General features: G+C 57.9%; 14 protein-coding genes and 7 pseudogenes. 7 read left to right on the forward strand and 14 right to left on the reverse strand.

Annotated elements, in window-relative coordinates; genetic code table 11:
* Positions 1-55 precede the first annotated feature (55 nt).
* Positions 56-1,049 (reverse strand): annotated as a pseudogene (locus NKI20_RS29945) (NUDIX hydrolase).
* A 994-nt stretch (positions 1,050-2,043) separates the two neighbouring features.
* Between NKI20_RS29945 and NKI20_RS29950 the strand changes: the two are divergent.
* The 3 genes from NKI20_RS29950 (at position 2,044) to NKI20_RS29960 (ending at position 7,252) form a co-directional block, all read left to right on the forward strand.
* A complete protein-coding gene (locus NKI20_RS29950; RefSeq protein WP_352837338.1) occupies positions 2,044-3,627 on the forward strand; it encodes an ABC transporter substrate-binding protein in 1,584 nt (527 codons plus the stop codon).
* Between the two features lie 364 nt (positions 3,628-3,991).
* Positions 3,992-5,416 (forward strand): amidase, encoded by a 1,425-nt coding sequence (locus NKI20_RS29955; protein WP_352837341.1) that lies wholly within the window; start codon positions 3,992-3,994, stop codon positions 5,414-5,416.
* A gap of 873 nt (positions 5,417-6,289) precedes the next feature.
* On the forward strand, positions 6,290-7,252 hold the full coding sequence (locus NKI20_RS29960) for a cyclase family protein (RefSeq protein ID WP_352837343.1): 963 nt from the start codon (positions 6,290-6,292) through the stop codon (positions 7,250-7,252).
* 641 nt (positions 7,253-7,893) lie between these two features.
* Here the strand turns inward: NKI20_RS29960 and NKI20_RS29970 are convergent.
* From NKI20_RS29970 to NKI20_RS30000, 7 genes are all read right to left on the reverse strand, one after another.
* A complete protein-coding gene (locus NKI20_RS29970) occupies positions 7,894-8,181 on the reverse strand; it encodes an aldehyde dehydrogenase family protein (protein WP_352837346.1) in 288 nt (95 codons plus the stop codon).
* Positions 8,182-8,296: 115 nt separating this feature from the next.
* The gene (locus tag NKI20_RS29975) at positions 8,297-9,574 is read right to left on the reverse strand and encodes a pyruvate dehydrogenase complex dihydrolipoamide acetyltransferase (RefSeq protein WP_352837349.1); all 1,278 of its coding nucleotides are present in this window, start codon (positions 9,572-9,574) and stop codon (positions 8,297-8,299) included.
* A 16-nt stretch (positions 9,575-9,590) separates the two neighbouring features.
* On the reverse strand, positions 9,591-11,780 hold the full coding sequence (locus NKI20_RS29980; RefSeq protein WP_352837352.1) for an alpha-ketoacid dehydrogenase subunit alpha/beta: 2,190 nt from the start codon (positions 11,778-11,780) through the stop codon (positions 9,591-9,593).
* A gap of 729 nt (positions 11,781-12,509) precedes the next feature.
* Positions 12,510-13,796: an aminotransferase class III-fold pyridoxal phosphate-dependent enzyme gene (locus NKI20_RS29985; protein ID WP_352837355.1), complete on the reverse strand. Its 1,287-nt coding sequence runs from the start codon at positions 13,794-13,796 to the stop codon at positions 12,510-12,512.
* Positions 13,797-14,030: 234 nt separating this feature from the next.
* Complete coding sequence (locus NKI20_RS29990; RefSeq protein WP_352837358.1) at positions 14,031-14,165, reverse strand: hypothetical protein; 135 nt, start codon at positions 14,163-14,165, stop codon at positions 14,031-14,033.
* Positions 14,166-14,534: 369 nt separating this feature from the next.
* Entirely contained in the window at positions 14,535-15,293 is a 759-nt protein-coding gene (locus NKI20_RS29995; protein ID WP_352837360.1) for an SDR family NAD(P)-dependent oxidoreductase, read from the reverse strand.
* The gene (locus NKI20_RS30000) at positions 15,290-16,210 is read right to left on the reverse strand and encodes an aminotransferase class IV (protein ID WP_352837363.1); all 921 of its coding nucleotides are present in this window, start codon (positions 16,208-16,210) and stop codon (positions 15,290-15,292) included. Before NKI20_RS30000 ends, NKI20_RS29995 begins: the two co-directional genes overlap by 4 nt.
* 273 nt (positions 16,211-16,483) lie before the next feature.
* Between NKI20_RS30000 and NKI20_RS30005 the strand changes: the two genes are divergently transcribed.
* Positions 16,484-17,056 (forward strand): VOC family protein, encoded by a 573-nt coding sequence (locus NKI20_RS30005; protein ID WP_352837366.1) that lies wholly within the window; start codon positions 16,484-16,486, stop codon positions 17,054-17,056.
* A 154-nt stretch (positions 17,057-17,210) separates the two neighbouring features.
* Here the strand turns inward: NKI20_RS30005 and NKI20_RS30010 are convergent, their stop codons facing one another.
* The 3 genes and pseudogenes from NKI20_RS30010 to istB form a co-directional block, all read right to left on the reverse strand.
* Complete coding sequence (locus NKI20_RS30010; protein WP_352837379.1) at positions 17,211-17,645, reverse strand: GntR family transcriptional regulator; 435 nt, start codon at positions 17,643-17,645, stop codon at positions 17,211-17,213.
* 18 nt (positions 17,646-17,663) lie between these two features.
* Positions 17,664-17,900: pseudogene (locus tag NKI20_RS30015) on the reverse strand (GntR family transcriptional regulator); the annotation flags it as partial.
* 322 nt (positions 17,901-18,222) lie between these two features.
* A complete protein-coding gene (gene istB / locus NKI20_RS30020) occupies positions 18,223-18,852 on the reverse strand; it encodes an IS21-like element helper ATPase IstB (protein WP_502898175.1) in 630 nt (209 codons plus the stop codon).
* 56 nt (positions 18,853-18,908) lie between these two features.
* Between istB and NKI20_RS30025 the strand changes: the two are divergent.
* The 3 pseudogenes from NKI20_RS30025 to NKI20_RS30035 form a co-directional block, all read left to right on the forward strand.
* Positions 18,909-19,280, forward strand: a pseudogene (locus NKI20_RS30025) (IS5/IS1182 family transposase); the annotation flags it as partial.
* Positions 19,281-19,366: 86 nt separating this feature from the next.
* A pseudogene (locus NKI20_RS30030) lies at positions 19,367-20,380 on the forward strand (IS110 family RNA-guided transposase).
* Between the two features lie 258 nt (positions 20,381-20,638).
* Positions 20,639-21,403, forward strand: a pseudogene (locus NKI20_RS30035) (transposase family protein); the annotation flags it as partial.
* Between the two features lie 377 nt (positions 21,404-21,780).
* Here the strand turns inward: NKI20_RS30035 and NKI20_RS33820 are convergent.
* The 3 genes and pseudogenes from NKI20_RS33820 to NKI20_RS33825 form a co-directional block, all read right to left on the reverse strand.
* Positions 21,781-22,944: pseudogene (locus NKI20_RS33820) on the reverse strand (IS110 family RNA-guided transposase).
* Positions 22,945-23,406: 462 nt separating this feature from the next.
* Positions 23,407-24,510: a mandelate racemase/muconate lactonizing enzyme family protein gene (locus tag NKI20_RS30050; protein ID WP_352837376.1), complete on the reverse strand. Its 1,104-nt coding sequence runs from the start codon at positions 24,508-24,510 to the stop codon at positions 23,407-23,409.
* A gap of 344 nt (positions 24,511-24,854) precedes the next feature.
* Positions 24,855-25,067: pseudogene (locus NKI20_RS33825) on the reverse strand (prolyl oligopeptidase family serine peptidase); the annotation flags it as partial.

The following is a 25,067-nucleotide window of genomic DNA, read 5'->3' on the forward strand; positions in this document are numbered from 1 at the left end:
GGAGGGCCTGGCCCATGGCATTGATTCCTTTTTGTGAAACCAGTGCCAGCCGACGTCACAATGTCATCAAAACTGAGTCAGAGCCCCTTTTGCGCGCCGATCCAGGGTCCCAATTGCGGGCCGATTGACACCCGGCCACGGGCCTCTCATCGAGGATGTCGTGCCGGAAGCGGTAGAGCTGCGCGGGCCGGCCGCCGGTTTCGGCGGCCGTCTCCCTGGTCTTTTCAACTAGCTTCTGGTGTTCTATGGGCCTGCGAAAGTTTGGTTTGTTGATGGGCCTGCCGGAGAGCGCTTCCACGGCAGCTGCAAGAGTGTAAAGAGCGGCGGCATCAGTTCGAACAGCACGGGCCGGTATTTGATTTTGGAGCGCAGCCGCGCAATCGCCGTTGCCAGGATGCGGCGGTGATCGGCGATCATGGATTTACTTGGAACGGCGGCTGAGTATCCGCCGCGTACCGCTTCCTCCACAAGCGCTGCCTCGTAGAGAAGCTCATAACACTGCAGCGCGAACTCTTCGTTCCATGACCGGTCGTCGAAGCCGAACGCGACAGCTGTGCGCCGCTGGCGGTCAAGCCGTACGACCGTGTCGTCAGCGGTATCCGCCCACTCCCTCAGGCGTGGCCGCAGAACTTCCAACACTGCCGTCGGCGCGCCGAAGCGATGATCCTCCCATGGAAAATAATCGTACCAGCTTGCCCAGGATCGCTTGGCTGCGGCGCTCGCATCTTCGATCTGTGTAAGCGCGAGATAGCTGATCGAGATTACGCGCTCCTCGGCGCCGATCCTGTCGCGATCGGCGAAGGTATAGAGCTGTTCGATATAGCCGAGCGGGTGGCCGGTCTATTGTTCGACCCATCCCCTGACGCCGGACTGCAGCCAACGGTGAGCGAGTTCGAACGGACCTGATGCAGGGCGTTTGCCTGCGGGATGGTGAGAACGCAGGGAACACTGTTGTTCATGGCGACGAGGACGCCAATCAGGTCCGCTTTGACGTTGTTGCCCTTGCCGACAGATTTGCGTTGCCTGGTCGGCTTTTCCTGATGGTCCATGATGCCTGATCTCGCTCTGAGTTCCGCTGCGGAACCAGTTGAACCGATCTAGAGATTGGTTTTCTGTGATAATGTCGGCGCGCCAACATCACGCACGCGGGCGACTTTCGCTCTTCGCACCTGCTCAACAATGACCAAACGCGGCAACCACGGTGGCCACCTTTGGGGAAGGAGCATCATTGAGTGCGGTTGCTAACACGAAGCACCCGCCGTAAATCCGTTCGCGAAAGGGTGGAACGCCGCTCGTCGGCCTCACGGCCTACACTAAGCCCGTCACCAAACTCGTCGACGACGTCCGTTGACTGGGAGGAGCGGAAGACAATGCTGGCATCAAGGTTCTCGCGCGGAGAAGGCGTTTATTTTGAAGCAGCTAGCGGACGGCATTTCTGCTGCCTACATCAGTTGGCGCGCGGGAATTAGCCACGCGACATACTTCGTCTCAAGCAGCTTTTGGATGAGAACGGCCCACCGAGGAAACCGACGCCGACCTCTCTTGCTACGCGATCCCGCGGACGTTCTGTCGTCGGGTTGAACAATAAGTACGCCCAGATGAGTCGATTAGCACAAGGTCCCAATCTCATTGCTCAATCCCGCTGGCGCCAGGAGTCGGCCGTCGTGAGAAGGCGAGAAACTCTACCTTCCGGCGGTCCAGAGAAGGTATCGGAGCAGACCAACACGGATATTCTTTTCGCCGCTGGATGAACGTTCAGTTGGCAGTCAATACTTGCGACTGAGCAAGAGGAAATTCAGATCTTTCGCAACTGGCTCGTCACAGGGGGCGCAGACACCTAACTCGCATACCGCCGGTGCCGACTGCCAATACGTTAGGACAAACCAGTCGGGCGCGGCATCATAACCGTGCGGCCCAGAGCTCATCATCCAATAACATTTAGTCTTGCGGTACATAACTTTTTGGTCCGTTGTTTTGTTGTTCCCACGTCGCTAGCGTTCCTAGGTGCCTATCGATTAAACAAAAATCAGGACGGGAACGATCATGAAACACACCATGGGCAATGTGAGCCGCCGGACCCTTCTCAAGACCGGCGCCGTGCTTGGCGGGGGAGTTGTTGCTGGCGGCCTGCCGCTGTCGCAAGTCATCTGGGCCGCCGAAGGCAAGGTGCTGACGGCTTGTTCGGATGGCGACATAACCAAACTCGATCCGGCTTTCTACGCGCGACAGGTGGAAGTGGACGTGATGAGTTGCATCTATTCGAAGCTCACGCGCTATAAGCCAGGCTCCGAATGGAGCTGGGAACTCGAGGCGGCAGAAAAAATCGAGCAGGTAGACCCGACGCATATCCGCTTCCACCTGAAGAAAGGTATCAAGTTCACTGGTGGTCACGGGGAGATGACGGCGAGGGACGTGAAATTCTCCTTCGAGCGCATTTTCAAACTTAAATCGTTTCTTGCGCCCCAATGGGGTTCGCTCGATCGCGTCGAGGTGGAGGGCGACTATACTGGCGTGATAGTATTCAAGACGCCATTTGTACCTGTTTGGCTGCTTTCGCTCACCGATGCTACCGGTCATATCCTTTCCGAAGATGCGGTAATGAAGGCAACCAAGGACGGCGGTGATTTCGGCCTCAAGCCGCCAGCGTACTCTGGTCCTTACGTCCTCGCCGACTGGAAGCCCAACCAGTATATACGACTGACCCGCAATCCGGAATGGTCGGGGCCGAAGCCAGGGTTTGACGAAATCCGCGTTGTGCCAGTCGACGACCTCAAGGCCAGAGAACGCGCCTATCTGGCAGGCGATGTGGATTTCACTTCTATCAGTCTGGATTCCCTTGAAGAGTTCAAGAGCAATCCGCCAGCCAATACCAAGGTCGAGGAATGGCCCTCGCTCTGGTATTACTGGATCGGCATGAACATGGATCACCCGAAGCTGAAGGACATCAATGTCCGGAAGGCGATCCAATGGGCGATCGATGTGCCGCAGATCCTAAATGCAGCCTTTGCGGGCCAAGTCAGCGTGGCGACAGGCACCATTGCTCTGGGGCTCGTCGGCCACCGTGCGAAGGCGCTCGTACCGCCAGAAGGAGATCTGGTAAAGGCAAAGGAATTTTTGGAAAAGGCTGGCGTGAACAATCTGACCGTAACCATCGATTGCCAAAGCGATAGCCTTAACTCAACTATAGCTCAGATCGTTCAGGCACAACTATCGCAAATCGGCATTACGGTCGTGGTCAATGTCCGAGATAACAGCACGTTCTGGACGCTTGGCATGGAATCGGAGGGCGAGCGCTGGAAGGACTTGCAGCTCATCGTAAATGGGTTCATCGGCCTGCCTGATCCGAATTACAATACTAATCCGTTCTTGCAAAATCAAGTCGGCATCTGGAACTGGGAGCGCTTCCGCAGTGCGCGCTATGATGAGCTGGCCGCCAAGGCGAACACGATCGATAACCCGGAAGCGCGGGGGAAGCTGTACCAGGAGATGCAGGATCTGATGGAGGATTCCGGCGCCTACCGTTTCCTAACCAATGGGGCCAATCCAGTCATGTACCGCACTACAAAAGTGCTGGCCTCAATGCGTCCGGACGGTGCCCCCCTCTTTTTCGATTTCCAGCCGGTTTAGGCTTGAGCGATGTGATCGGCCGGGAATTATGTAGCTCGATCTCCTGAACGCATTTCCTCGCGGTCGCAATCATTGCGATCGCGGTCACGCATCTGTGCCTTATGATCCATGCAGTGCCGGGCAATCTTGCAGTAACTTTGCTCGGTCCGCGGGGCGACCCTAGAGAAGTGCGGAACGAGCAGATTTCTCGATGTCTGAGCAACAGGATTCACCGCCCGACTGGGCTTCAATCAATGGCGGTAACGTACCACTGTTTCAGACGGAAGGGCTGGTGCCGGATCAAGTTGACGTTGGGCGGAGGGAAGCCTGTCCATCTGATGAATAAACACTAGGGTTCTCAAATAGTGGGCAAAGGAACATCCATATGAAGCTGCATGAATATTCGAGTTATGACGCCACTGGGCTCGCGAACTTAGTTCGCAGACGTGAAGTCGCCGCGGTAGAGCTTGTCCGGGTCGCACGTGAGGCCCACGATCAAATTAATCCTACGCTCAACGCCGTGGTGGAGTTCTACGAGGACGCGGAGTCCGTGCCTTGCTCAGACGCAGGGCCGTTCGGCGGGGTGCCCTTTCTGCGGAAGGACATCAGCGCAACCGAAGCCGGTCGACTCTACGAATGTGGAAGTCGGCTCTACCAAGGGTTTCGTCCCACTGTTGAGAGCTATTTCGTTGAGCGGGCTCGGGCCGGGGGGTTGCGCATTGTGGGCCGTACTACGACGACTGAGTTGGGAGTATCGGGCCTTAGCGAAACGGCATTGTGTGGGATCACGCGCAATCCCTGGAATCTGGATCGGACAGCAGGCGGTTCGTCCTCGGGGTCAGGAGCAGCGGTGGCGTCCGGAATCGTGCCGATCGCGTCGGCCAGCGATGGTGGCGGATCCATTCGTATTCCGGCGGCCTATTGTGGGCTTGTCGGTTTCAATCCCTCGCGCGGGCGAATTTCCGGCGGGCCAAGTCGGCAAGATTCGGGTTTCGGTATAGGTCGGAGCTTCGTACATTGTCGCACGGTTCGCGATATGGCGTCGGCCCTCGATGTGCTATCCGGAAGCTACCCGGGTGACCCGTTCCTTATTCCCGGACCGGAACGCCCGTACGCTCAAGAACTTTCACGGCCGAGCGGCCGCTTAAAGATTGGCGTCGCATTGAGTGCATGGGCGGAGTTCAAGCTCGATCCGGAAATTCGCGACCGAGTGGCGGAAACGGCCAAAGTGCTTGAGGGAATGGGTCATGTGGTGCAGGAAATCGAGCCACCATTTTCTACTTCAGACTATCGCGAGGTTATCGGTGGCTCTTTTTATCTCGGCTATTCAAATCTAGATGCCGAGGCAAGTGCTCTTGGCCGTAAAGTGGATGAAACGACATTCGAACATCTCAATCTTATAGTTTATGAGAAGGCGAAGACTCTTCCTCTGTCCTATGCGGCGAAAGTCTTAGAGCACATTCGAAAAATACGAATTGATGTCGGAAAGGCGGTTCAGGGCTTCGATATCCTACTGACACCTACAATGCCTTGCACGGCTCTTCCGCATGATGCTTACTCGACGAGGGACATATCGATAGACGATTACCTAACCTTCGACGCAGTGGGGTTCTGCCAATATCTTGGTGTATTCAGTGTGACCGGTCAGCCGTCGGTGTCATTACCGCTCTTCGCCAGCGTCGAAGGATTGCCCATCGGGATCCAGATCGTTGGCCGCTTCGCAGATGAGGCAACAGTTGTCCGTATTGCCAGGGATTTGGAACAGGCATTCCCGTGGGCAGACCGGCGACCGCCTGTGTTTGCAGGATAACGGGATTAGATGCACCTTGGCAGCGACGCCTTAAGTGCGGAGAACTGGGTCATCTAGACCCGAGTTGGATAGGCTTGGTTGGCCGTTGCCTCCCATGTCGTATCTTAGCGAATGCGTGGTCGCCAAAAGTGTACACGATCATTGAGAAAATCGAACGCTTGGGCGGGCGCGCCAGGCGATCATCTGGCGGCTATTTTTGCAATTGAGGGACAACGAATGTCGACAGTCATCAAGGGCGCCAAAATCATCGCCGTGGATCGGAACTATGAAGCCGATATCCTATCGAAGGTGAAAAAGATCGTCGCGAGCGGCGAAATCTGAAGGGTATACCCATCTCAAGATGCCATTTGTGAGCCCGCCGAAATTTGGGAAGTGGTACCGCCCGCTGTCCGGTCGCAAACTCGACTGGTGCTAATTTGCAGGCGCGGCCCTGCCGGTGTGCTTCCCACAGGCAGGGCGAACCTTTTCAGGATTGTATGGAACTCTGCTGATCCGTGATCGAAGTCTCGACCGGAGGAGGCAGCTTTGCGTCTGGCCCTGTCGGTACAGACGAGCTTGCGGCTGTGCCCGGTGCGCTTGACGATTTGCCTGATCGGTCCGTCCTGCTTGGACAATTCCATAGCGGCCTCATTTATCTCATACCGACGCAGATCTCCTTCATACTGCAGTCGCTCGGGATAGGTCGGAAGCGTAACGTTTGGTGAAGGCCGCAGTCGACGGCCTTCAGAGCACTGGCCGTTGGGCAACCTCGCCTCCACTTAGTTGTTTGGGCCAGCTTTGTTGTTTGCTATGCCCCTCAAAACGGTGGGCCACTGAGGTTGAAGCTTTCTCTTGTCGGCAGGTTTTCAATTTGACTTTTTTAGGAGCCACACAGTGACGCGTTCTGTAAATCGACCTCCCTACGACCAGCTTGGCGTGGATGGCAGCGTGCCTCCGGGTTCCTCCTGGGCCGTCTATGGTCGCGAGGACCAATTGGGAAGCATCGGATTGTTGACGCCCGAATGCGTCTTGGGAGGAGCTGCCCTGGTATCAAAGGGTGCAGTCTTCTCTTTAAACTGGTCTCTCGACCTCCCCAACCCTGCGCTTTTTGGCCGTCGACGCTTGAAGCATACGATATGCTTCGATTCCTGCGGCACAGATGATATCTATGACGATTTCTTTCCGCAGTGTTCCTCCCAGTGGGATAGCTTATCGCATATCCGCCACCCGCATTGTGGGTTTTACCAAGGCTATCAGCAGGCGGATATAACCGGGCGTCCGGGGACTAGACTGGGTATCGAAAACTGGGCCAATAGAGGCATCGTTGGTAGGTTTGTGCTGGCGGATCTCGCTCGTTTTCGACAGGAAATAGATCGTCCGATCCGTCCCGGCCAATCTGACCCGGTAACGGTTGCTGAAATTGACGATTGTCTGACGAAACAGAAAACGAAGTTGAACTTAGGAGATATACTGCTCCTGCGGTTCGGTTGGATCCAATGGTATGAGAGCTTAGATTCCGGGGCGCGTGAGAGTCTGGCAAATGACGAGGCCTTTGCCGCCTGCGGTCTCTCGCGATCGGAGGAGACGGCTCGTTGGATATGGGAGAAGGGAGTAGCTGGCGTGGCTGGTGACAATCCTGCGCTGGAAGTTCAGCCTTTTGATACGGCAGTTGTCGACGGCTTTCTCCACTACCGGCTCATTCCCCTACTGGGCACGGCGATCGGCGAGATGTTTGCGCTGGACGCCTTGGCGACGGATTGCGCCGCAGACGGCCACTACGAAGGAATGTTTGTTTCGGCGCCCCTCAACAAGCTGGGTGGCTCCGGATCAACCGCCAACGCGCTCGCTTTGAAATAGCAAGACGGTCATCGCGAGATAGAACACAGAAGTTCGGATCGACGAGGGCCCTGCCGACAGGTTTTCGTGTCTGACCGCGTCGAGAAAGGCCACTGTTGGCGTTTTCGATCAAGTCCCAGCGGTCGGTCACCTGATCTGTTTGAGGCAGCGCCTTTGCGATCGCCTCGCCATCTCCGCCGCCCCGCTCACGAGCGGCTGTAACGATGATGGTTCGCGAGCCAGGCCTGCAATGTCGACTGTTCGCGAAGGGCAGCAATTTCACAGGGCGGCGTTCGAGATCTCAAACAGTTGTCCCGTATCGCTGGCCAGGCCGGAATGCGAAGTCGTCGATGCCAATGCTGGCGAATTTAATTGCGCGGCTATTCGGTTCGCCGGCGCACGAAACGCAACAGGGCGTCGTTACTTCCCCAAGTGATGCACAACCGTCCCGTGGGTCGCGCAGCTCTCCGCCACGATCTGCGCCTTCTCCGTAAGCGACCATTCGCGCCGCCGACCGGGGCCGCTTGAGAACGTAGAGCCGATGCGGCGGGAAGCGATGATGATTCAGAGTTTACGGTTAAGTCCAGCGATCTGGAGCCGGTGTGCCCGTTCGAGGTTTTCACGGGCCGCCGCGTGTTGCGAAACATGCGAAACATTGGCGATCATGCCCGTTCGACCGCAGCATCCCGATCGGCCTCATCGAAGACAATGAATGGCGCGTTGCCGCCGAGTTCGAGACGAGTTTCGTAATTGTGGACGCGCTCTGGCGATAGAGTTCGGCGCCTATTTGAGTCGAGCGTGTAAAGGTCAGCTTGCGAACGACCGGACCCCTCTTGGCCGATTTCGCGTACTGAACCGGTGATGACACTGAAGAGGCCCTGAGGCAGGCCGGCGCGCTCGGCGAGTACGGCAATGGTGATCGCCGAGAAGGGCGTCTGCGAGGCAGGCATCAACACCCATGGCGCAACCAGCTGCGAAGGCCGGCCCCGCTTTCCGAGCGATCATCGCATTAGGAAAGTTCCATGGTGGGATCGCCGCAACCTTCTTCGAGAAGCAGCTGTTCCGTCAGACAAGAATCGACATTGGGTTTTCGATGGCAGTCTTGAATGCGGCCAGCAGCTCAGCGCCGAGCGCGCCATCTATACAGCGGTGGTCGATCGACAAAGTGCAGCTCATCATCGTGGCGAATGCCAATTCGCCGTCCCTTTCAATTGGCCGTCGTTCTCCGGCACCAACTGCCAGAATGGCACTCTGCGGCGGGTTGACGATAGCAGAGAAGGACGAAACACCGTACATGCCCAGATTCGAAACGGCAAAGCCGCCGCCCTGGTATTCGTCGGGCTTGGGTCTGCTTTCTCGCGCTCGATTTGCGAGTGCTTTGATTTCGGACGAAACGGCGCCGAGGGATTTCTTGTCTGCTTGGCGAACGACAGGCGTAATGAGCCCTCCTTCCGTTGCCACAGCTACCGCGACGTCCACATCCAGCAGCTTTAAGATCGCGCGCTCCGTCCAGATAGCGTTGGCGTCGGGCACCAAACGCAATGCGGTCGCCGACGCTTTGACAACAAAGTCGTTCACCGAAATGCGCCGAGCCGGCTCGCGCGGTTCGTTTATTCGGCCACGGAGCGATAGCAACGCATCAATGTTGCATTCGACGTTCAGATAGAAGTGTGGAATAGTCGTTTTCGCCTCGACAAGTCGTCGGGCAATTGTGCGTCGCATCGAGCTGTGCGGGACTAGTTCGTAAGGTCCAATTCCTCGCGGTACGCTGTTGAGATCATTGAGCGACGACGTTGAACCCCCGTCTTCAGCGTTCTCGATGATTGGCTGCCTGAGGGCGACGTCGTTGGCCAGCCTCTCCACGTCTATACGAACAATTCTGCCCTTCGGCCCGCTTCCCTCTACTCCATGGAGCACGCTTCCGCTCTGCGCTGCCAGGCGGCGCGCCAGTGGTGAGGCTTTATGCCGAACTTGATTGGCTGATGAAAACTCAGCCTTTGCGCGAACTGGTCCAATTGATTGAGGCAAGGCGGCTTCAACTCTCGCTAAGGGGGCTGAGGCTGGCTCGTTATCTGGTGGCAACGCAAAGTCGCCGCGATTCTCTCCCCCGCTCAGCAATACAGCAATTATCTGTCCAACCTGCGCGCGTCCACCGGCTGAGACGAGAACTCTCTCGAGCTTGCCGTGGGCCTCGGCCCCAAGCTCCATTGTTGCTTTGTCGGTCTCCACTTCAGCGATTACTTCGCCTTTGGAGACCATATCGCCCTCAACCTTCAACCATCGAATGATAACTGCGTCTTCCATCCCGGCGGATAATGCGGGAAGCGTAATATTCAAGGCCATATGATTTCCCGTTACCTCAACCGCTGACAGGCATGCCTTGGTTAGCCATTACGGCGCGCAAACCCGCTTCAATATCCTGCTGTCGTGCAGCCGCAGCGGCTTCAAGGACCTTTGAAATTGAAGGAGAGGCTTCCGAGCCGTGCACGCGCGCAACTGGTTGGTCGAGCCAGTCAAAGCATCGGCGTTGCATCTCGTCGGCAAGCCATCCCCCATAAGAAGTGCCAGAGGTGCCCTGCTCTACAATGACCACATTGCCGGTCTTGCGGATCGAGGACTCCACCGTCTCCCAGTCGAAGCCCGCCCGGTCGAGAGTACGCAGATCTATTACTTCGGCATCAATGCCCAACGCTTCGACGGCTGCGAGCGCTTTGGCCACCATCGCGAGGTAGGTGACTACTGTCACTTTCGTTCCCTGGCGCACAACCTTCGCTTTGCCGAGTGGAATGAAGTAATCGAGGTCATCCGCTGGAGCAGGGCCTTTTGAGGCGTAGAGCTCGACATGTTCAAGCACCAGCACGGGATCGCGACACAACAGAGCAGAATTCATCAATCCAACGTAGTCAAATGGTGTAGACGGAGCGACGATGCGCCACCCTGGTGCGGTTGCGAAAATGCCGGCCGGATCCATCGAATGTTGGGAGCCGTAGCCAGTGCCGATCGCGACTTTTGTGCGCAGAACTACCGGCATATCACTGTCTCCGCCAAACATGTGCCGAGCCTTGCCGATTTGGTTGAAGACCTGGTCGGCGGCAACCCACATGAAGTCCGGATACATAAACTCGATGACTGGCAGCACCCGACCGTCAGAAGCCATGCCTCCGGCAAGGCCAGTAAATGCATTTTCCGATATTGGCGTGCCCAATACACGATCCGGAAATTCCGCAGAAAGCCCCTTTGTCGCTCCGTTGGTACCGCCCTTGAGCCTGTGCACATCCTCCCCCAAGACGACAACACGCTCATCGGTTTTCATACGTCGACCCATAACGCTGGCGACAGCATCAATGAAGCGAGCGTCCTCCGTGATCGCGCCTGAGAAATTTTCGAGTTCCTCAAAACGTGCACCATTGAATTCGGACAAATCGCCTCGCAGGCCGAAATCCCGGAAACTCTCCTCGGGCCACAGGGATGGAATAATCCGCTGTTTGCCGTCATGAGTCTCAACGAGCTCGGTTGCGACATCATCCATTAAATTGACGCACCGGTCGCGCAGCAGCCGTACGGCGTCTTCACCGAGCACCTGACGTTCCAGTAGATTTCTTGCCAGGGCATCTAGCGGATCTCGAGTGCGCCATTCGGCTTCTTCTTCCTTTGATCGGTATCCAAACGCGCTACCGGTCATAGGCCCATTCTGATGGAAGTATCGATAAACATCCGCCTCGATAATCGTCGGGCCATTGCCAGCGCGCATGATCCCGTTCGCCTCTTCGGACGCTAGATGGACCGCCACCGAGTCCATCCCGTCGACTTTGAACGCAGGAATTCCGAAAGCCAGCCCGCGTGACGATAGACGCGGCTCCGCTGTGACCTCATCGACGCGAGTGGAGACTGCGTAACGATTGTTCTCAATAAAGAAGCAAATAGGAAGTTTCCATGCAGCAGCAAGGTTCATCGTCTCCAAGACCGAACCGATATTCGTCGCCCCGTCGCCAAAGTAAGTATAAACAACGTCCCCTGTTCCAGCTCGCTTGTGCGCCCAGGCGGCACCCGCTGCCATTGGCACGCCGCCGCCTACGATAGCGTTGGTTCCAAGATTGCCGGATTCCGCCCATCGCAGATGCATGGACCCGCCGCGACCGCGGCAAAACCCTTGCGACAGGCCCAGAATTTCTGCGAGCGTCCTCTTGGCAAGCGTTCGGATATCCCCTCCAAACGCGGCTTTGGGATCGATCCCTTCTTGCGATACGTATCCCAGTGCCTTTGCCAGGAATTGATGATGGGCGCGATGCGAGCCGTTGACTTGGTCCGACGGCCTCAGGGACGTTGCGGAGCCGACAGCGCCCCCTTCCTGACCGATGGCCGAATGAGCAGGGCCATGCACGAGTCCTAACCCGGCAAGCTCGAGCACTTTCTCCTCAAATGCTCGGATCAGATGCATCTGCGACAGCATTGTGCCACTAAGCTTGATATCAAAATCGGCGCGATCACCAGCACTGGGGCGTATTTCACGCCACATTTGCTTGGGTGAAAGATCAATATAGTCCGGCATTCCTTTGTCTCTCTAGTTATGCCCGATTGCCAGTCAGGTCTCAGATTTGCCGCGAAATGCTCTCGCCATCAGAAGCGTATTGAGTTTCTCCGACGTAGGCGGGATTTCAGTGAGAGCCGAGAAAACCTCCCTAGCCTAAACGCTCCCGTACGGGCTTTCTGTTGCCGACCGGAGTACGAGAGCGAGGCCTTCCTATCGTCTTTCCTGTTGTATGAAAATCTACGTCCCAGCTCCTTCCAAGTCAAGCGAAATGTATCCAAATATGCCACTCTGCTGGGAGATGCTATTGATTTGAGGCAAGGATTTTGACCAATTGGATACTATCGGTTGAGCAAGCAAAGCTTCTAGGGCTTTTGCGTTAGCCGCCAGCGGTTGCGATGAGGCGATGTCGGCCGAAAGGGCCTCAGGGGCCCGATGTAAGCACGGCCTTCCATCGCGCTACAGCGTGCAGTCGATGGAGGTGGGGTGATCGAGAGGTCGCTGCCCTCCTTCCTGTGGGCAAACTGTTAGATTGTTGCGAGTCAGCGAGAATTTGACTGAAGCCATCGGTCTCAACGAGCTACCTTGCGAGCTAGCCAATGCCGAAAATCCGCCGACATCGCCTCATCGCGACCGCCGGCGGTTAACGTGACAACGCCGTCCTGACACGCGCCGCGCTGCAGCGGCATGCACCCTAAGTCGTCGCCCTGCGTGATGCGGTGATGAGCTAAGTCGGTTCGAAGGTTGATTCTAGCCGGAAGAGAGGGCAGCTAGCCGCGCTGTCACTCGCGGGTTTTCCTGCGGCTCGATTGAAAGGTAGGAGCGCTTCAGCTCTTCAAACGCAGCATCTGTACCTGCAAGAGTCTTCTTAACATCCTCCTCGGTATGCGCCGACGTCACAAACATGTTGTGGTAGGGATGCAAATAGACGCCGCGCCTCACTGCGGCCGCGGTCCAAAAATAGCCGATCCGCATATCAGGATCATCATTGAAAAGAATCTGAGGCATCTGCGCAGGCCCGGTTTGTCTAACGCTAAAACCATGGGTCTTAGCCTGCTGGTCGATTCCGGAACGGATTTCCGCAGCGATGTTGATCATCTTCTCAAGATAGTCCGATTCACGGATTTGCCGCAGGGTCTCTATGGCGGCGACCATCGCAACGGCCGAGAACCAAAACGAACCGGTAGCGTAGATCGATTGCGCGGCTGACCGGGCTTTGTCTGTTCCCAGAAGCGCTGACAGCGGGTAGCCGTTCGCTAGTACTTTTCCCCAGCAAGTGAGATCGGGCTTGACGTTAAATTGGGCCCACGAACAATCTCTTGCCAGTCGGAAACCAGAACGTATCTCATCTACTATCAACAGTGCATCGAGATCGTCGCAGATGGCACTCACGCCACGTGCATATTCCACACATGGCAATGTCTGATCTTGGAAGATCTCATGTCGGAATGGGGTCGCGAACACACCAGCGACATCACCCTCGGCGGACTTTATCGCATCTTGAAGACTGTCAAGGTCGTTATACTTAAAATAGATGAAGTGAGCACGATCTTCCGGAAGGATTCCTGTTAGATTCGGCGTGTTCCAAATCGACGCTCCATGATAGGTACCTTTCGCGATCAAAATCTTGCGACGACGAGTATATGCTCTGGAAAGGATGGTCGCCATTGAAGTTGCATCTGAGCCATTCTTGCAGAACATCGCCCAGTCGGCATGCTCGATCATGCCAACGAAGTCCTCGGCAAGCTTCACCATGTGCTCAGACGGCCCGGTCATCGTATCGCCAAGCTCAACTTGCCGTCGCGCTGCCGCCTCCACTTCCGCGTTGTTGTAACCGATCAGGTTAGGACCGAAGGCGCACATATAGTCGACATATTCATTGCCATCGACGTCCCAAATTCTTCCACCGCTCGCTTTGCTAAAGTACTGGGGAAAATCGGATGGCAGCATGCCAGTAGATTGGTGGCCGTACATTCCTCCAGGAATGACCTGACGAGCTCTTTCTCGTAGCTCCTTGTCCTTAGAATTTGTGCGCATCTTGCTGACTCCGGCAAAGTGCCCCTTAGTGGCCGACCCACCGAGAGCGAGTTGTTCATAATTGCAGGCAAAGCTTTTCCGCAGTCTGCGGTTCAGTTAGTCAGAGCCGCCGCATATCCAACACGAAGAGTGAAGCCATTGGATACAGTTGTCAACCACATTGGCTGAATATCGTGGAAGATACGTCATATTGGATACATCCGTGCTTTAGGCGCTGACGTTGGCTACCATGTGTCAGGCTGCCGCAAACAGCCTTTGCGTCCTCAATGTTCCAAGCGATGTCAAGCCGGTTACAATTTGCGGCAGCAAGCCTACCGAGGCCGGTATCTTCATTATCGCGATGTGGCTGTTGCCGAGATCGACCAGCACGCTCAACGATCTCCAAGATAGGTAAACTCCGTGACGCGCCCCGAACGGCGGCTCTTCAGACCCTCCGCTACCGACGTCAGCTTGGAACACCACGCCCATGGGGCGGCAGGCGTTCGACCGGCGTTCCGTTCATGTGGATTTCACTGCCGCTCGGCTCTTCCAAGCCCTCCAACATCATCAGCGCTGTCGTCTTGCCTGCACCCGGAACCGCCGTGCAGTGTCAGGAATTCGCCGCGCCGGATATCTAGGTTTGAGGTTGCGAATGACCGTGTGGCGGCCATAAGCCGCGGGGGTTCTGTCAAACTTAACTGCGTTCCGACTTCTATCAAAAAAGGACGCCGGACGATCGTCACCTGGAGGCGAACTTGGTTACGAGGAAGGCGTCATAGAACCGGCCGTTTCACCGCCGTCGACACTCAGCGCAATGCCATTGACGAAGCTCGAGGCGGGTGAAAGCAACCAGAAGGCGGCTTCCGCTACGTCCTCCGCCGTTCCAAGCCGTTTGACTGGGATGCGACTTTCCAGTATCTGCCTGCGGCCGGGAATCTCCAGAGTCCTACCCATCATGCGTGTGGCGATCTGTCCGGGGCATATTGCGTTGAAGCGGACTTCGGAACCGAACTCTAGCGCCAGCGCATAGGTGAGGCCAATTAATGCAGCCTTTGAGGCTGTGTATATGGCAAGCCCTTCCTCGCCGACCAGCCCGGCGATCGATGACATCATAACCACCGCGCCCTTGCCAGCACGCAAGCCTTTCAGCGCATGACGCGTGAATAGGAAGGCGGAGCCAGTATTGACCGTCATCACACGGTTCCAGTCGGCGAAGGTCGCCAAGTCGAAGGCCTGCCGCGCGCTGATACCGGCATTGTTGACGAGGCCAGCTATTCGCCCATCGCCGAGATCGAGCGCAGCCCGTACGGCGCGCTCGCAGTCGGCCTCTACGGAAGCATCGCCAGTCACGAATACTGCCTGAGGCACTTCGAGCATCAGGGCTCGCGCCGCTTCACGGTCACGCCCGGTAAAAACCACACGGGCTCCGTCCGCCGCAAATCGCCGAACGCAGGCGGCGCCGATGCCATGGGTGCCGCCTGTAACGAGGACGACCTTGGATGCGAAGCTCGCGCTCATGCGGCGCCATCCCTGTAGTCGACGTTGGTGCAGAACCGGCCGACATCCTGACGGTGCCAGTAGGTGTCCTGGATGCGGCAGGTCAGGGCACCAGGCTTGCCATCGCCGTAGATATGGCCGTCCAGCGCGGTAACCGGCATGATGCCGCCGGCAGTGCTGGTGATGAAGATCTCGTCAGCTGCGCGCAACTCACCGGCGCTGACTTGTCGGACTTCGCAAGGAATGCCCGATTCTTCGGCAATTTCTATAACCGTGCGCCGCGTCATACCCTCGAACACGCCGCGGTCTGGGGTCGCCAGCACACCGTTACGCACCGCGAAGACGTTGAATCCGGCGCCTTCCGTGACATTGCCATCGCGGTCGACCAGCACGGCAACGGTAGCGTCGTGATCATACGCCTCTAAAATACCCATGGTCAGGTCCAGCCAATGGAAGTTCTTAATGCGCGGGTCTACCGCTTCGGGCTGGATGCGCTGCACCGAGCTTACCACCATCCTGAGGCCGTCGCGGCGCTGTTCTTCATTGGCGATCCATACGAATGGCTGGGCAAATGCGTAGAACCGGTTCTGGCACAGGCGCGGGTCACGCGTGCCGCGCGGAGGGATGCCGCGGGTACAGGTCATCTGCACATAAGAATCGCGCAGACCGCTGCGGCGCACGCATTCCATCAGAATGCTGGCAATCTCCGAGGCGGAATAAGGCAGGCTCATGCGCAGGCCGCGCATGGAGGCTTCGAAGCGTTCGATGTGGTCATCCAGCCGGAAAAAGCGTCCCTGCCAAACATGGACCACGTCGTACGTGGCGTCCGAGCGGACGAAGCCACGGTCGGTCAGCGGCACGCTGGCCTGCGCTAGGGGCATGTAGGCGCCTTCGATGAAGGCTATACCGTGGGCCGGGCTGAACTGTGTGTCAGTCATTTGTCGTTCGTCCTGTTATGTCTGCTTCGCATGAGAAGGCCGACACTGACGAGCGTCAGCTTCCGCCACGCACACCAGGAATGTCGCCATGGCCAAAATGGAAGGAGCGATATTTCCACGGATGCCCACGTTAGCTCACACCTTTCCAAACTGTCAACGCATTGGATACATCTACATCGTTGTTGGCGACGCTTCTGATAATTTCCTTGCCAATCGTGGGGTATTGGATACGTTTCATTCTATTCACACCGGATCTTTCACGAGGGAGTCGACATGGATGAACTGAGAGACCGCACTGCCGGCGGACGAGACGGCCGCGGAGGTCTCCCGGGGCTGGCCGGCACCGATCATGTAGGCTTCACCGTGCCCGACTTGGACGAGGCCGTCGCCTTTTTTGTCAACGTCATAGGCTGCGATCTGTTCTACGAACTTGGCCCGTTCCAGGCCGATGACGATTGGATGCAAGAGCATCTCAATGTCCATCCACGCACTGTGATGAAGCGACTAAGGCTCATGCGTTGTCGCAACGGCTCCAATTTCGAGATCTTCGAATACACGTCTCCCGACCAGAACCACCTCCAGCCGAGGAACAGTGATGTGGGCGGCCACCACCTTGCGTTCTATGTCGACGACATTAATGCCGCCGTCGCCTATCTGAAGGCAAAGGGTGTGCGCGTACAGGGGCAGCCGACCGTGCGCACCGCAGGGCCGAGCGCAGGACAGAGTTGGGTCTATTTCCTCGCGCCCTGGGGTATGCAACTCGAACTGGTGTCGTTCCCGAAAGGCAAGGCCTATGAGCGCAACACACCCCGGCGTCTGTGGCATCCGGCCGATCCGGCCGGATGAGCCGGGTGACCATCCATTCGAGCTTGGATGCTTCAGACAGGTTTGTCGTTCTGGTCGGGTCGATCCGGGGCCTTTTGTTGCAGCGACGTGGTGCCGCTTCATCTGCTTCGCAATTCGTAACAGACCTCCGAAGTTGTGCAGGCGCGCCATTCACTCAAGTGAAAATGTCGCGGTGGGATTGGAGTTCGAGACGCGTTCTGCGAATATGCCCGTAAAGAAGCAGGCTGGCCTGCTCCCCGTCACGGCGCGCGATGGAGTCCACGATCAAAGCATGCTCGTGACGTACTGCGGACATGGCATTCCCGCCGGCCACAATCGCGAAAGCCCTTCTGTAGTGTTGCGTCGAATTCCAATATGTTTCGATCATCTGCAGCAGGCGAGGCATGGCCGCGCCTTGGTAGCTAAGGATGTGAAATTCCCGGTCAAGGCGAAGAAAGGTATCTATGTCCTCGGCGGTCTCGATGGCCTCTGCAAGTGAGGCTAAGTGCTCAACGCACTGATCGGGCAAATTCGGCGTACTCTCCCTGAGTGCCAGTGGCTCCAACTGCTCACGAATCTTGTAGATTTCGATGCATTCTTCTTGGTCCAAGCGAGCTACCCACGCACCGCTGTTTGGCACAAGGATGACCAATCCTTCACTTTCCAGTGTTCGAAGTGCCTCCCGCACCGGAATGCGGCTGGCCCCATACTCTTCCGCAAGTTCCTCTTGGCGAAGGCGGCTACCCGGTCGCAAGCGACTCGAAAGTATAGCCTGACGCAGAGCACCAGCGACCTGACCGCTCACAAGCGTGAGTGCGCCATCCGAGACATTGTTGACAGCGGTGCCTTTCTTTCTTCGGGGCATCAGCGGGTGAACTTTCTAACTATCGTGGTCCAGTTTAGACCGCTCGCGGAATCCTACCGGCGGCCGCGCGCGGATATACCAAATATTGCTGCACGTTTCTGAGCTCGCGACGGGCTTGAGCCGTAGCTAGATAACATCGTTAATGTCCATTCTCAATTACTGGATACATCGCATGTGGTATTCCGATGAAGCCGGCCACCGATTCCAATTTGAAGCCGGGCAGTCATTCCGATTTCATGCCGTCCACCGTTCCGATTTGAAGGCGGCCATTTTTCGGTCTGATCTCGGGTTCGTTGATGTTTGGATTGGGTTTTGTTTCAGGTCAAGCTTCGGCGTTTTCGAGTGCGATTGGCGGGCGCTGTTTTCGCATGCTTTCACCGGTGAGATCGATGCAATAGGCGTTGTTAACGAGCCGATCCAGGATCGCATCGGCGAGCGTCGGGTTTGCAATAATCTCCCACCAGCGAACCACGGGGACCTGACTTGTGACGATGGTTGAGCGTCGTTCGTAGCGGTCCTCAATGATCCCCAGGAGATCGCGGCGTTGGTCGTCATTGAGTTTTTCCGGTCCCCAGTCATCAAGGATCAGCAGGTCGGTTCTGCCAAGAGATTTGAGGATCCTGCCGTATCGCCCGTCGCCTCTTGCCAGCGAGAGGGCGGCGAACAGCCGGGGAACCCGGTGGTAGGCGATGGAGAAGTCTTCACGGCAGGCCTTGTGGCCGAGAGCGCAGGCAAGCCAGCTTTTGCCGACGCCGGCTGGCCCTGTGACAAGAAGGCCATGATGCTTTCTGATCCAGTCGCAGCCGGCAAGCGTCATGAACAGATTGCGGTCGAGGCCGCGTGCGGCGCGGAAGTCGGCATTCTCGATCTGCACGTCATGGCGAAGTTTGGCAGCCCTGGCGCGAGCCTCGAAACGCTTCTGGCGGCGCATGTCGTCTCGTTCGAGCAGCATGACAGGCCATTCGCTGTTCTCGAGGCCGCGCGCTTCAGACTGTGCGTCGAGTTCCCCGCTGGCTTGAGAACCCCTATAACCAGCTGTTCTGCGGCGAGGAGTTCTTCCAGCACCGCCTGCCCTTCGACCGCGCAGCTCGCTGACGCGCTGGCGTCTGGACGAGGAGCGGCTGATAGCCTTGTGCCAGGAGAGCCTTGCGGCAACGACGCGGCTGGGGGCGGCCAAACCGGCCGCCTTCCGTGCGGTGATCGTCGACACCACCGTGCAGGAGAAGGCCATCACCCTCCCGACCACGCCAAGCTGATCATCGGGCCCGCGAGCGGCTGGTGACGCTGGCCAAAAAACACGGCATCGGCCTGCGCCAGTCCTATGCGCGGGTCGGCAAGTTCGCACTGATCAAGCATCAGCGTTATGCCCATGCCAAGCAGATGGGGTTGATGCCAGCCTTCTCAGACGGCATCGCAATGTGCCAAGATTGTGGTGTTACAGCCACGCAAAGGAAAGGCAGGCATCCATGAAAAAGGTTACCATCATCGGGGTCGATCTGGCAAAGAACGCCTTTCAGTTGCACGGGGCGGCAGGTGATGGATCGGTTGTGTTCCGCAAGAAGCTGTCGCGCCTGCAGTTTGGCAGGTTCATGGCGGGTCATCCGACATTTATCGTGGCGGTGGAGGCGTGCGCCGGCTCCCATTATTGGGCTCGCGAGATGGCCAGCTTGGCCATCAGCCAAAACTGATTGCCCTTGGCTATGTCAAACCGTTCATCAAGCGGCAGAAGAACGACGCAGCGGATGCGGAGGCGATCGTCGAGGCGGCGCAGCGGCCAACGCTGCGTTTCGTCGAGACAAAGAGCGAGGAGCAGCAGTCCCGGGCGATTGTGTTTCGCACCCGCGAACAGCTGGTCAATCAGCGCACCGAGTTCGTCAACGCCTTGCGCGAGTTCGGCCATGTTGCTCCGCAAGGCATCGGCCACCTGCGGCGTCTGGCAGAGATCGTTGAGGACGAGAACACGGAACTGCCGGATCTGGTCCGCGAGATCTGCGGCGATCTGTGGACCAGATCGACCAGCTGACTGGCCGGCTCGACGCATTGAAGAACACGATCGACGCGCTGTCCAGGAAAGCTGAAACATCGCAACGCTTGCAGACCATGCCCGGTGTCGGCCCCATCGGCGCCTTTCCCATCGAAACCTTCGCGCCGCCGATGGCGACATTCAAATGCGGCCGTGACTTCGCGCTTGGCTTGGGCTCGTCCCGTTGCAGAGGTCGACCGGCGGCAAGCAACGACTAGGAAAAACCTCGAAGATGGGCCAACGCGATATTCGACGGCTGCTCATCATCGGCGCCATGGCTGTGGTCCGATGGGCATCCCGGAAGGGCGCGCCCGAGGGCTCCTGGCTCGCCCGCATGATCGCGAAGAAGCCGCGCATGCTTGTGGCCATTGCGCTGGCCAACAAGATGGCGCGTGGCATCTGGGCCATGCTGACAAAGGAAGAGGATTACCGGAATCCGGCAACGGTGCCTGAATGAGCATTCAGCAGCACACCTGAAGCCGGTTCGTCGGGAATGTGAGGAAGGCCTGAACTGCATGGGCAAATGATCGATCAGATCGGGGTCAGGAAAACCAGAATGACGCACCGAGCCCCACGCTCGCTTTCTAGATTTGGACCTGATCCGCGCATCACCATACCGGCCCGCGGCACGTCATGGCCGCAACTCAAAGCCTGACACAAGACCGCACTCGATCATGCGTTCAAAGGTTCAAAATCTTCCTTGCAAAACGGCTGGCATCCACACAAGTTCAAGCGCGCCAACCGGGCGCTCAAGCGGCTGCGCCCCCTGCTCGGCGCGGTGATCCGCGACATTACCCGCAAGCTCGCCGGGCAGCCCGAACTGACCCGGGTCTTCGGCCTGCCGCTGTCGCTTGCCCGGGCGTCAGGGACCAGCGGCAGCGCCAGCGCGGCCGCAAGGTCTATTCCCTGCACGCTCCCGAGGTGGAATGCATCGGCAAGGATAAGGCCCATAAGCCCTATGAGTTCGGCGTCAAGGTCTCGGTCGCCACCACGCTGCAGCGTAGCCGCGGCGGCCGGTTCGTCGCCCATGTCAAGGCACTGCCCGGAAATCCCTGTGACGGCAGCACGCTGGCCACCGTCATTCCTGCCATCGAGACCGCGGTCGGCGCCAATCTCGGCAAGATCGTCGCCCATGCCGGCTATCGCGGCCACAACGCGTTGAGGGACAAGATGTTCAAGGTCCATCTCGCCGGCTACAGGCGCGGCCTCACCAAGGCCATCAAGAGCGGGCACTGCGACGCGCCGCGCCGCCGTCGAACCGGTCATCGGCCATCTCAAGCAGGTCCACCGCCAGGGCCGCAACTTCCTGGCCTTCCCCGAAGGTGACGCCAACAACGCTATGCTCGCCGCCGTCGGCTACAACTTGTATGGGGCGATGATTGTCAAGCTTGCTCTTCGTTCATTTCCTCATCTCCTGGTTCGGCCAGTTGGCGACCATCTCCTCGACCTTGGGCTTCGAACGGGCCGCCGCGCGCAGTGACGGTCAAGGGTGGGCCGCAGGCCCACCGCGCAGCGACTTGTCCTTGACGGTCACGAGCACGGCGGCAGGCTTTGTCGGGTCGGGTGAGCCCCTTTCTTGCGGGGGCCAAAACGCCGACGACAGATTCCGAGGCGAGCTCGCCGAGCCAGGCGCGAAGGTCGCGCGGCAGACTTGTATGCGGTAGATCCCCCGTGGATCTGAACCATGATGCAGCATGCGCATCGGTGGCGAAGCTCCGGGGCGGCGGGCCCATTTCTTCAGAACGGCCTGTAGAACACCATGTTGTAGCGCGGGTCACCGCCACCTCGGATCGTCATCGGCAGACCCTGCTGCGGGCCCGCCAATTGGCTTGTTCTCCTCTTCCCACGTGCCCCTCATCACGCCGCACGAAAGACGACGCCCTGCGCACCTCGCCGGTGGTGACGAGACGCCACAGCGCAATCAGCAGCTTGCGAGCCAGCGCCACGATCATCGTCTTGCGTGTGGTTTTGCGGCCATCAGCCGTTCGCGCCTAGTACCATTGGGCGAGGTCGCTGTCCTTCTGGAAGCTCAGAAACCGCCACGCCAGTTGAATCATGCCCCGCCGCACGCGGGCATTGCCGGAGCGTGCCAACCCCTTCTCGCGCCGGCGTTGGCCGCTCTCGTCCGGCGACCCCGTCAGCCCGGCATAGCGCGCCACGGCGCGGCGATCGCGCAAGCCGCGCGACAGGGCCTCGTGGACCAGCATGTCGGCCGTCTCGAAGCCGATGCCGATGATCCGCGCGATGAGGCGTACCATCGCGTGCAGGCCGCTCGCCGCCGCAGCGGGGGCGGCCGCCAGCCGGCGCAGGCGTTCCTGCTCGATGGTGCGGATCCGCTCACGCATCAGGCTGAGCCGCGCAAGCAAGCGGGAGAGCTCGGCGCAGGTGTTGTCCGGCAACGGCGTCCCCTCCGCCGTGCGGATGGCCGCGAGCCTGTCCGCCGCGCTGCGCAGGCTTAAGCGGAAGCTGCGGATGCCGAGGCGGGTGAGGACCGCCTTGATGCGGTTGACGAGCCGCGTCTGCTCGCCGACCAGGCTCTCCCGCTCGCGGCTCGGTCGTCGCGCGTCCTCCTCTTCGATGGTCGGGATCGCAGCCATGGAGCAATGGCGTTTCTCGCCGCGCAGCCAGCCAAGAAAGGCACGCACGCATCAACAGCTCGGTGTCAAGGCGATCGGTCTTGGCGCGGCGGTGCTCGCGCGACACCGCAACGCTGGCGGGATGGATGGCGTAGGCCTCGATGCCGTGCGCCCGCAAAAAGCGCGCCAACCAGAAGCCGTCGCCAGCCGCCTCATAGGCGACGGCGATGCGCTTGATCGGATGCCCGGCCCGGCCGGCTTCGTCGCGCAGCGCTGCAACAGCTTCAACAGTGCTGGCGCATCGGCATCGAGCTTCTTGAGCGGCTGGCGTTTGAACAAGCGCGGCGACCAGCCACTTCGCCTTGCGCATTTCGATGACGGCGATGATCGTGTTATCCTGCTCAAGAGCGGTGAGGGACCGGCTCGCGTCAAAAGATTGCGACATGGGACACTCCTTCTGCTGGATGTCTGCGGCCATCAGATAATCGACTCAGGTACGGCACCGTAATCAACTCGGCAACGTGATAACCAACATCCTTCAATCCCGCATAGCCCCATAGGTTTAAAAAAACTCTTTCGTCATCCCCATCACAAACGGGTTCAACTCGCTCGGCCACGCACGCGACCGAGCCCCAATTTCTGACTTGCTGCGGACAAGCTTAGACTGCGGAGAACTCAGGTATTTCACATTCTAGACTATAGTTTGCCGCCGGTCGCCCAGTTATTTGGTTCATACTCATCAAATAAGACGTGGATCTGTTCGGTTCTCAGGTTCAATTTTTTTGCAAAATAGCTTGGTGATCTCGGCGGACAGTTCTGCCTTCTTGTTATCGTCTGATTGAACGTTTCGATATGAATAACAGGTATGACGTTTTCCTTCTTTGAACCTGCGGATTGGCATGCTAAATCAAAACTCTGCAATGGGGGCGCCAAACATCGCCTCATCGATTTCCAAACCAAGGCCGGGACCCGTCGGAAGCGAGATGTGGCCGTCTGTCACGCGAATTGCGTTCTTTGGATCATAGTGACTTTCGTCAGAAATTCTATTGACCCAACTGCATCCCTCAAACAAATCTGGCCTCACTGTGGCCCCAAGGTGGGCGCAAGCCGCCCCTGTAATGTCGCCTCCCCAACTATCATCGCTAGTGTGCGGCAGCGAGCGAACTTCGCAGATGTCTCGGAAAGTCGCCATTGGCTTCAAACCGCCAATCCGGGTGATCTTCATTCCAAAGCCGTCGCATAGCCCGCTGCCAATGGCCTGTAAAACCGTGTTGAGGTCCACTCCGTTCTCATCCAGATAAATAGGATGCCGCACTCTTGAACGTATGGCGCCAATTTCTTCGATAGTATTGCAGGGTTGCTCAAAAACGAATGAGAGACTGCTGCACTGTTCGCTCAAGAAAATTGCGTCTCGCGTGGTCAGGTTTCTGTTCCCATCTACCGCCCAGCGCATTCCTTTTTTCAGGTTCTCACCAACCTTCCGTATGACCTCGATATCCTGCTCTACAGGCCGTCCCGCAATTTTAGTTTGGATTCGAACATATCCCCCGGCCTGAGCCTCTCTTACAGAGCGGACGACTTCGTCTGCGTCGCCGACCCCGATGAAAAAGTAAAATGGGACGCGCTCCGTTGTTGCGCCGCCCAGAAGGTCTGCAACCCGCATTCCCATCCGCTTACCAATCAGATCGTGCGCGGCTATATCAAGCGCCGCCTTCGCATAAGAATGTCCGTTTAAAAGTGAATCCATCTTGCGGTGCAGCAGCGCCGGGCTAATGGGCGCGCCGATCAGACCAGGGCCCATTTCCATGATTGCCGCTCGAGCTCCCAGAGCGTGGCTTGGAGCGTAAGTCGGACCAATTGGACAAGTTTCACCCCAGCCAATCAGGCCACTATCTGAAATGACCTGCACGATTGTAGAGTCGAGCTCTGAAAGCGTGGCCTGCCCAACAGTGACCTTTCCTCCTGGGATCGAAAGCTTCTTTTGGAAAACTCGGATGCGCTTTATATTCATGAAAATCTCCCCCCGGGTGTTATCACGATTGGCCTTCGGCGGACGCCGTTGCACTGGCCCAAAAGTATGATCTGGCTATCCAAAACGCTACGATCGTGAGCTATAGGCGCGGGCGCGTTGCACTTCAAATGAGTATTATTGGCTCGCCGGATAACCAGACGTCATGACCTTATTCAAGGGTCGCGTTAGGCGGCGCAATTTCGGTGCCAATGTCAGGCACTCCATGACTTCAGCTTGTATGAGGCATGATTTCTTGGATGCTTGCGGAGAGGCTGCATGCTGGCATAGATCACTGAGCAGGCCGCCACCCGCCAGGTCTCATCATTTTCACCGGGCAATCGCTAAGCGGGATAGCCAAGAGCTTGAAGCTTTGCGGCCATCTTTCGCGCGTGACCGGGTGGACGCGGTCGTCCCGCTGCGTGGTGGCGAGCAGGATCGGCGGATAGGGCTGGCCCGGCGTCGCGGCGTGATAGTGACCTGCCACTGAGTTTTTCCTCCATCTGAGATTAGAGTCCGGCCCTTGATTGAAGGACGGACTGATGAAGAGAAAGCGTTTC

The sequence above is a fragment of the Mesorhizobium sp. M0830 genome, from assembly GCF_040319965.1.
Classification (GTDB): Bacteria; Pseudomonadota; Alphaproteobacteria; order Rhizobiales; family Rhizobiaceae; genus Mesorhizobium.

Excerpts from the sequence above, each read along its gene's own strand:
- NKI20_RS29950 (WP_352837338.1), top strand. The coding sequence starts at position 2,044 with ATGAAACACACCATGGGCAATGTGAGCCGCCGGACCCTTCTCAAGACC.
- NKI20_RS29955 (WP_352837341.1), top strand. The coding sequence starts at position 3,992 with ATGAAGCTGCATGAATATTCGAGTTATGACGCCACTGGGCTCGCGAAC.
- NKI20_RS29970 (WP_352837346.1), bottom strand. The coding sequence starts at position 8,181 with ATGCCTGCCTCGCAGACGCCCTTCTCGGCGATCACCATTGCCGTACTC.
- NKI20_RS29975 (WP_352837349.1), bottom strand. The coding sequence starts at position 9,574 with ATGGCCTTGAATATTACGCTTCCCGCATTATCCGCCGGGATGGAAGAC.
- NKI20_RS29980 (WP_352837352.1), bottom strand. The coding sequence starts at position 11,780 with ATGCCGGACTATATTGATCTTTCACCCAAGCAAATGTGGCGTGAAATA.
- NKI20_RS29985 (WP_352837355.1), bottom strand. The coding sequence starts at position 13,796 with ATGCGCACAAATTCTAAGGACAAGGAGCTACGAGAAAGAGCTCGTCAG.
- NKI20_RS29995 (WP_352837360.1), bottom strand. The coding sequence starts at position 15,293 with ATGAGCGCGAGCTTCGCATCCAAGGTCGTCCTCGTTACAGGCGGCACC.
- NKI20_RS30000 (WP_352837363.1), bottom strand. The coding sequence starts at position 16,210 with ATGACTGACACACAGTTCAGCCCGGCCCACGGTATAGCCTTCATCGAA.
- NKI20_RS30005 (WP_352837366.1), top strand. The coding sequence starts at position 16,484 with ATGGATGAACTGAGAGACCGCACTGCCGGCGGACGAGACGGCCGCGGA.
- istB (WP_502898175.1), bottom strand. The coding sequence starts at position 18,852 with ATGCTGCTCGAACGAGACGACATGCGCCGCCAGAAGCGTTTCGAGGCT.
- NKI20_RS30050 (WP_352837376.1), bottom strand. The coding sequence starts at position 24,510 with ATGAATATAAAGCGCATCCGAGTTTTCCAAAAGAAGCTTTCGATCCCA.